The sequence below is a fragment of the Actinomadura sp. 7K534 genome (assembly GCF_004348575.1).
Taxonomy (GTDB): Bacteria; Actinomycetota; Actinomycetes; order Streptosporangiales; family Streptosporangiaceae; genus Spirillospora; species Spirillospora livida.
In genome coordinates, this window is the sequence record NZ_SMKB01000314.1 from 1 (window position 1) to 7184 (window position 7184).

Genomic DNA, 7184 nt, shown 5'->3' on the forward strand with positions numbered 1-7184 from the left:
CTCCGGGACCGGGGCTTCGGCCGGGGCCGGCGGGGGCGCCGGGGCCTCGGCGCGCATGGCCGGCGCCGGCTGCTGAGCGGGAGCGGGCTTGGGGGCCGCGGCGGCGCGGGCCTTGGCCGCCTCCTCCTCGGCGGTGCCGGATTCGAGTGCCTTGCCGGAGTGGCCGGGCACCTGGATCTGCGGGAACGGGCCGGTGTTCCGCAGCGGCATCAGCGTGATCTGGTTCAGCGTGACGGGCCCGGCGAGGGCGCGCGTCTGCGGCTCCGGCGCCTTGGGCTGCTCCTCCTGGGCCTGCTGCGACACGTAGCGGTGCAGCGTCCGCAGCAGGACGAACAGGCCGAGCATCGACACGATCGGCGGGACGGCGGCCGTCGCCTGGTAGGAGAACGACTTCTGGCCGACGTGGCCGACGTTGAAGATGAGGCTGGCCGTCCAGCCGGCGAGCGCGATGCTCAGCGGCAGGCAGAAGTCCAGCCAGCTCATCAGGGCCCGGCGGTGCAGCACGAAGGCGTCGATGGCCAGCAGGAACAGGCCGAGTTCCCCGACGATGATGAACAGGTCGACCAGCAGCGGGAACGATTCGGCCTTCCAGCCCCGCAGGCCGTGTTCCAGCGCCCAGTGGTAGAGGCCGGCGTAGGACTGGGCGAAGCCACCGGCGGTGGCGGTCACGACCGCCGTCGCCATGAAGGCTATGGCCCCCCAGCGTGTGATGACCTGTGCCCGGTTGGCAACGCTCATGCGGAGTGCGCTCCAGATTTCCTTACCAACTGAAAGTTATCGATGGGAGGCTATCCATTCCTTTGCCGTTTCGTGGGCGAATCGCATCACGTCTCGGTCGCGTTTTCCGAGGCGGGCCGGGTGGCCCGCCGGATCGCCCGCACCGCCTGATCCGTGCCGTCGTGCGGCGAATCGATGCCCGGATATCGGGAAGGGCAGGAGGAAGGCGACATAGGGGGAAAACTGCGATGTCACACCCAAGAAGCAGTAAGTGCGACCTAAAAACTCCAAAAACCCGCAAACCGCTGGAAAACGCCGGCTTTGCCGTTGGATGGAGGCGGTCGCGGTGATCCCCGGCACGAGCCCCCGCACGGGTCCCGGGGCCGGCCCCGGGACGAACACCGCGGACGACGTGCTGGGCGCGGTGCTGCCGCTGGAGGTCGAGGAGGACCTCGACCCGCTGATGGACAGGATCGGGGACGCCCGCGTCGTCCTCATCGGCGAGGCGAGCCACGGCACGCACGAGTACTACGCGTGGCGGGCCGCGCTGACCAGGCGGTTGATCGCCGAGCGGGGTTTCTCGTTCGTCGCGGTCGAGGGGGACTGGCCGGACTGCCGCAGGGTCGGGCGCTCCGTGACGCTGGCACCGGGATCGCCCCGGGATCCCCGCGATGTCCTGGACGCCTACGAGCGGTGGCCGACGTGGATATGGGCCAACGAGGAGACCGCCAAGTTCTGCCGCTGGCTGCGGGACCGCAACGCCGACCTGCCGCCCGGCGAGCGGGCGGGCTTCTACGGGCTCGACGTCTACAGCCTGTGGGAGTCGCTGCGGGCCGTCGTCGACCACGTGGCGGAGCACCGGCCGGAGCACCTGGAGGCGGCGCTGGACGCGTACAGCTGCTTCGAGCCGCACGGCGAGGACCCGCGGGAGTACGGCTGGAACACCGCCCTGGTCCCGGAAGGGTGCCGGGACGAGGTCCTCGCGCTGCTGACCGGGCTGCGCGGGCCGGCGGAGCCCGGCGACACCCGCGACCCGGCCGAGCTGTTCGACGCCCGGCAGAACGCCGAGGTCGCGGCGGGGGCCGAGCGGTACTACCGCGCCATGCTCGACGGGGGACCGGAGTCGTGGAACATCCGCGACGTCCACATGGCCGACACGCTCGGCCGCCTCATGGAGTTCCACGGCGGCACGCCTCCGGACGGTGCGGGCAAGGCCGTCGTGTGGGCGCACAACACGCACGTGGGCGACGCCCGCGGGAGCGACATGGCCGAGGCCGGGATGGTCAGCCTCGGCCAGCTCGCCCGGGACCGGCACGGCCGGGACGAGACCGTGGTGGTCGGGTTCGCCGGCGGGCCGGGCGAGGTGGTCGCGGCGCCGCGCTGGGGCGGGCCGATGGAGGTCGTGCACGCCCCGGCGCCCGCGCCGGGGTCGCTGGAGGCGCTGCTGGCGGAGTCGGAGCTGCACCGGGGGCTGTTCATCGTGCCGCCCGAGCCGGACAAGCCGCACTTCCTGACCGACACGCTCGGGCACCGGGCGATCGGCGTCGTCTACGACCCGGACCGCGACCGGCGCCAGTACGTCCCGACCAGGCTCGCGGACCGGTACGACGCGCTGTGCTGGTTCCGGGCCACCTCCGAACTGACGCCGCTGCACCTGGAGGCCGCCGGACGTGGTGAGCTGGAGACGCTGCCGTCCGGGGTATGAGCGACCGGGCGGGGCACAGGTAACACGGCGTTAGGAGAAACGGCATGTCACTGACCATGCGGCCGGGGCCGCTCGCCGGCTCGCCGGGAGACGAGGTCAACTTCAGCATCGACGGGCCGGAGCACCGGCTCTTCATGCACGACTTCCCCCGGCGGGTCCGCGCCCGGTTCGGCGGGGAGACCGTCCTCGACACCGAGCGGGGCCAGCTCCTGCACGAGACCGGGCTGCTCCCCGTCCTGTACGTGCCCGAAGAGGACGTCCGGACCGATCTGCTGGAGAAGACCGACCACACCACGCACTGCCCGTTCAAGGGCGACGCCTCGTACTGGACGGTCCGCGCCGGGGACCGGGTGTCGGAGAACGCGGTGTGGGCGTACCCGGAGCCGAAGCCCGAGACGGCGTGGCTGCGCGGGTTCATGGCGTTCTACTGGCGCCGGATGGACGCCTGGTACGACGAGGACGAGGAGGTCCGCGGCCATCTGCGCGACCCGTTCCACCGCGTCGACGCCCGCGACTCGTCCCGGCACGTCCGGGTGCTGCTGGACGGGGAGGTCATCGCCGAGACCGAGCGGCCGAAGGTGCTGTCGGAGACCGGGCTGCCCAACCGCCTCTACATCCCGGCCGCCGACGTCCGCACCGACCTCCTCGGTGAGAGCGGCAAGCGGACGGTGTGCCCGTACAAGGGCGAGGCGACGTACTGGTCGCTGGAGGGAGCCGAGGACGCGGCCTGGTCCTACAAGGAGCCCCTGGAGAACGCGTTCAAGGTCGCCGGCCACCTGTGCTTCGACCACGAGGCCCTCACGATCGAGGCCGGGCCGCCGCGGGGCGCCTGACCGCGCGGGGGCGGCCGGATATTGGGGTCGCGCCGGGACGGCTCGCTGCCGGATGATTTCACCATGGTGGACACATCCCTGTACGCGGCGTTCGTCGTCGCGGCGCTCGCCCTCTGCCTCACGCCGGGGCCCGACATGATGTTCGTGGTCGCCATGGGCGGCCGCGGCGGCCCCGTCGCGGGGGTGCTGGCCGCCGCGGGCGTGGGGACCGGCGCCCTCACGCACGCCGTCGCCGCGATGCTCGGGCTCTCCGCCCTCTTCACCGCCCTGCCCACGCTGTACCACGTGCTGCGCTGGGCCGGTGCCGCCTACCTGCTGTACCTCGCGGTGAAGGCGTTCCGGGACCGCGGCGATCCCGTGGGGGAGCCGGACGGCGCCGGGACGGGGAAGCAGCACGCCCAGCGGCGGCGCGCGTACTGGCAGGGCGTCGTGACGAACCTGCTGAACCCGAAGGTGATCCTGTTCAACATCGCCTTCCTGCCGCAGTTCGTGAACCCGTCCCTGGGCCACCCGATGATGCAGTTCCTCGTCCTCGGGATCACGCTCGTGCTGATCGGCCTCGCCGTCGACTCCGGGGTCGGGCTGCTGGCCGGGCGGCTCGCCGACCTCCTGCGCCGCAGCCGCCGGGTGGCGCGCGGCCTGAACATCTTCAGCGGCACGGTCTTCACCGGGCTCGCCGTCCGGCTGGTCGCCGTGCCCAAGTGATGGCTTCCGGTTTACCGTCCGGGTGACTCTGGGCATGTCAGAGATTCAGGCGAGGCCGTTTACTTCGGGTCCCGAGGAGAAGGCTGGTGGCACCGTACGCGGCGACCCCTCCGCGCCCGGAATTCTGGGCGGCGCTCGACTCCGCGCAGCAGGCCGCGCTGCGCGCCGCCGGGCGTCCGAGGCAGTACCCGGTGAAGAGTCCCCTGGTGTACCAGGGCGACGAGTCCGACCACGTGATCATCATCGAGCGGGGCTGGGCGAAGGTGACGTCGGCGACCGAGGACGGCCACGACGTGGTCCTCGCGGTGCGGGGGCCCGGCGACCTGCTGGCCGAGAGCGCGGTGCTCGGCGGCCGGCCCCGCACCGCGACGGTGACCGCGCTGTCGCCGATTCGCGCGCTGGTGGTGCCCGCGGCGCGCTTCACCGGCTTCCTGGACGAGCACCCGGACGTGTGGATGCTCGTGACGGGCACCTTCGTCAAGCGCCTCGACGACTCGGACCGGCGGCTGCGGGCCCACGTGACGAGCCGGGGCACCCGGCGCCTCGCGATGCTCCTGGCCGAGCTCGCCGAACGGTCCGTCCAGCACGCGCCGCCCGCGCCGGACGGCTCGATCGAGATCGGCCCGCCGCTGTCGCAGGAGGAGCTGGGCAGCTGGATGGACGCGTCCCGCGAGACGGTCGCGCGGGCCATGCACGGCCTGCGCCGGGAGGGCCTGATCCGCACCGGCTGGCGCAAGATCACCGTGGTGAACCTGCCGGGGCTGCGCGAGTTCGCCAAGGAGAACGACTAGCCGCCGCGCCGGGTCCGCGCACGGAACTTGTCATTGGCAAGATATGATGCGGCCATGAGCGGCGGCAGCTACCACCACGGCGACCTGCGGCGGACCATCATCGAGGCGGCCGTCGATGCGATCTCCGAGTCGGGCCCGGCCGCCTGGAGCCTGCGCGAGCTGGCGCGCCGCGCCGGCGTCTCGCACGCCGCGCCCGCGCACCACTTCGGCGACCGGGCGGGGGTGCTGACGGCCGTCGCGGCCGAGGGCTACGCCCGGTTCGCCGACTCCCTGGAGGCCGCGGGCGGCGAACTGGACGAGCTGGGCCTCGCCTACGTCCGGTTCGCCGTCGAGCACCGGCCCTACTTCGAGGTGATCTTCCGGCCCGAGCTGTACCGGCCGGACGACCCGGAGGTCCGCACCGGCCGGGACCGCGCGAGCCGGGTGCTGACCGAGGGCGTCCGCGGCGCCGGGGAGGGCGGCCGGACGGCCTCGATCGCCGCCTGGTCGATCGTGCACGGCTTCGCCCATCTCTGGCTGAGCGGAGCCCTGCCCGCCGACCTCGGCGACGATCCCGTGGCCGCCGCTCGTCCCGTCATCCACCACCTTTTCGGACGCTGACCGACCCGTTGCCGCCGCCGAGGGCCTTGCCCCCGTGCTCGCCGTTGCCGTGCTCGCCGTTCCCGTGCTCCGCGTCCGGGCGCCGTTCCGGGACGACCGCGAGGTCCGTCCGGTACCGGCGGTTGAGGGCGGCGCGCACCCGGGTCGTGACCCGCCGGGCGCGCGGGCTCTCGACGCCGCCGATCGGCCGCGGGACCTCCAGGACGGCGGCGGGCGCCGGTCGCGGGTCGGTGATCGGGGCGATCGCCTCGTCGGAGAGGGGCCGCTCGACCTCGCTGTACCCGCCGTCCGGGGCCCGGCGGATGATGCCGGTCTCCAGGCCGTGCTGGACGAGGCCGAGGTCGCGGCGCTGCAGGCCGAGGCAGATGCGGTAGGCGACGACGTAGCCGACGACCGGCCCGAGGATGATCAGCCCGCGGAAGAACCAGGTCGTCGCGAACAGCGAGATGTGGAACCGCTCGGCGATGACGTCGTTGGCGCCCGCGAGCCAGAGCGTCCCGAAGAACACGACGCCGGCGACGCCGATGGCGGTGCGCGCCGGGACGTCCCGGGGGCGGTCCAGCAGGTGGTGGATCTGGTGGTCGCCGGTGACCCAGCGTTCGACGAACGGGTAGACGGCGAGGCCCGTGAACAGCAGGCCGGGCACGACCAGCGCCGGGACGAGCACGCTCATCGGGACCGTGTGCCCCCACGCGGTGATCTCCCACGCGGGCATGATGCGCAGCGCGCCCTCCAGCCAGCCCATGTACCAGTCGGGCTGGGACCCGGAGCTGATCGCGCCCGGGTCGTACGGGCCGTACAGCCAGACCGGGTTGATCTGGAACAGCGCCGCGAGCAGCACGGTGACGCCGATCACCCACAGGAACATCGACGTGGTCTTGGCGATGAACACCGGGAAGAACGGGTAGCCCCGGACGGTCCGGTTGGTGCTGCCCTTGCCGGGGAACTGGGTGTGGGTCTGCCGCCACGTCAGCACGATCGCGTGCAGCGGGATCAGCGCCGCGAGGAGCCCCGGGATGAGCAGGATGTGGATCACGTACAGCCGCGGGATGATCGCGGTGCCGGGGTACTCCCCGCCGAAGAGGAACATCACCGCGTAGGAGCCGATCAGGGGCAGCGACGCGAGGACGCCCTCCAGGATCCGCAGCCCGGTGCCCGACAGCAGGTCGTCCGGCAGGGAGTAGCCGAACAGGCCGTTCAGCATGACGAGCATGAACATGAGGATCCCGATGAGCCAGTTCAGCTCCCGGGGCTTGCGGTAGGCGCCGGTGAAGAAGTTGCGCAGCAGGTGCACGAGGATCGACGCCATGAAGATGAGCGTCGACCAGTGGTGGATCTGCCGGACGAGCAGCCCGCCGCGCACGTCGAAGCTGATGTCGAGGGTGGAGGCGTACGCCTCGCTCATCGCCACGCCCTGCAGCTGGGTGTAGGAGCCGTCGTAGATCACCTCCTGCATGCTCGGCTTGAAGAAGAAGGTGAGGAACAGGCCGGTCAGCAGGACGACCACGAAGGAGTACATCGCGATCTCGCCGACCAGGAAGCTCCACTGGTCCGGGAACGCCTTGCGCAGGGACCTGCGGGCGAACCCGGTCGTCCCGAACCGCTCGTCGAGGGCCTGCGCCGTCCCCTCGACGGCCTTCGGCGGCCTGGGCCCGCCCGGCCCGCCGCCGGCCGTCCGAATCCCCGCCATCGTCAACGTCCTCTCGTCGCACAGCCTCGTCCACGCGCTTGCCGCGCTCTGTGCATACGACTGATCCGGTACGGCGAATGTGACATCGCGGGATGTGGCGCCGATCACACGATTTGCCGCGATTCGCCGTGACGGGTCCGGGC

The 7184-nt window shown here is 72.0% G+C and carries 7 protein-coding genes; 5 read left to right on the top strand and 2 right to left on the bottom strand.

Annotation, left to right across the window (positions count from 1 at the left end):
* Positions 1-738 (bottom strand): DUF2637 domain-containing protein (locus tag E1266_RS33915; protein ID WP_132054143.1); only part of this gene is annotated, 738 nt, incomplete at its 3' end.
* 325 nt (positions 739-1063) lie between these two features.
* Between E1266_RS33915 and E1266_RS33920 the strand changes: the two genes are divergently transcribed.
* The 5 genes from E1266_RS33920 (at position 1064) to E1266_RS33940 (ending at position 5351) form a co-directional block, all read left to right on the top strand.
* A complete protein-coding gene (locus tag E1266_RS33920) occupies positions 1064-2422 on the top strand; it encodes an erythromycin esterase family protein (RefSeq protein WP_243719232.1) in 1359 nt (452 codons plus the stop codon).
* Between the two features lie 44 nt (positions 2423-2466).
* Complete coding sequence (locus E1266_RS33925) at positions 2467-3255, top strand: DUF427 domain-containing protein (protein WP_132054147.1); 789 nt, start codon at positions 2467-2469, stop codon at positions 3253-3255.
* A gap of 63 nt (positions 3256-3318) precedes the next feature.
* Entirely contained in the window at positions 3319-3960 is a 642-nt protein-coding gene (locus E1266_RS33930; RefSeq protein ID WP_132054149.1) for a LysE family translocator, read from the top strand.
* 86 nt (positions 3961-4046) lie between these two features.
* A complete protein-coding gene (locus E1266_RS33935) occupies positions 4047-4751 on the top strand; it encodes a Crp/Fnr family transcriptional regulator (protein WP_243719234.1) in 705 nt (234 codons plus the stop codon).
* Positions 4752-4805: 54 nt separating this feature from the next.
* Positions 4806-5351, top strand: a complete 546-nt coding sequence (locus E1266_RS33940) for a TetR/AcrR family transcriptional regulator (protein WP_132054153.1) — start codon at positions 4806-4808, stop codon at positions 5349-5351.
* Here the strand turns inward: E1266_RS33940 and E1266_RS33945 are convergent.
* Entirely contained in the window at positions 5326-7041 is a 1716-nt protein-coding gene (locus E1266_RS33945; protein WP_132054155.1) for a ubiquinol-cytochrome c reductase cytochrome b subunit, read from the bottom strand. The two genes, E1266_RS33940 and E1266_RS33945, sit on opposite strands and share 26 nt — an antisense overlap.
* Positions 7042-7184 lie beyond the last annotated feature (143 nt).

Coding starts and splice junctions, on each gene's coding strand:
- E1266_RS33925 (WP_132054147.1), top strand. CDS start 2,467: ATGTCACTGACCATGCGGCCGGGGCCGCTCGCCGGCTCGCCGGGAGAC.
- E1266_RS33945 (WP_132054155.1), bottom strand. CDS start 7,041: ATGGCGGGGATTCGGACGGCCGGCGGCGGGCCGGGCGGGCCCAGGCCG.
- E1266_RS33930 (WP_132054149.1), top strand. CDS start 3,319: ATGGTGGACACATCCCTGTACGCGGCGTTCGTCGTCGCGGCGCTCGCC.
- E1266_RS33940 (WP_132054153.1), top strand. CDS start 4,806: ATGAGCGGCGGCAGCTACCACCACGGCGACCTGCGGCGGACCATCATC.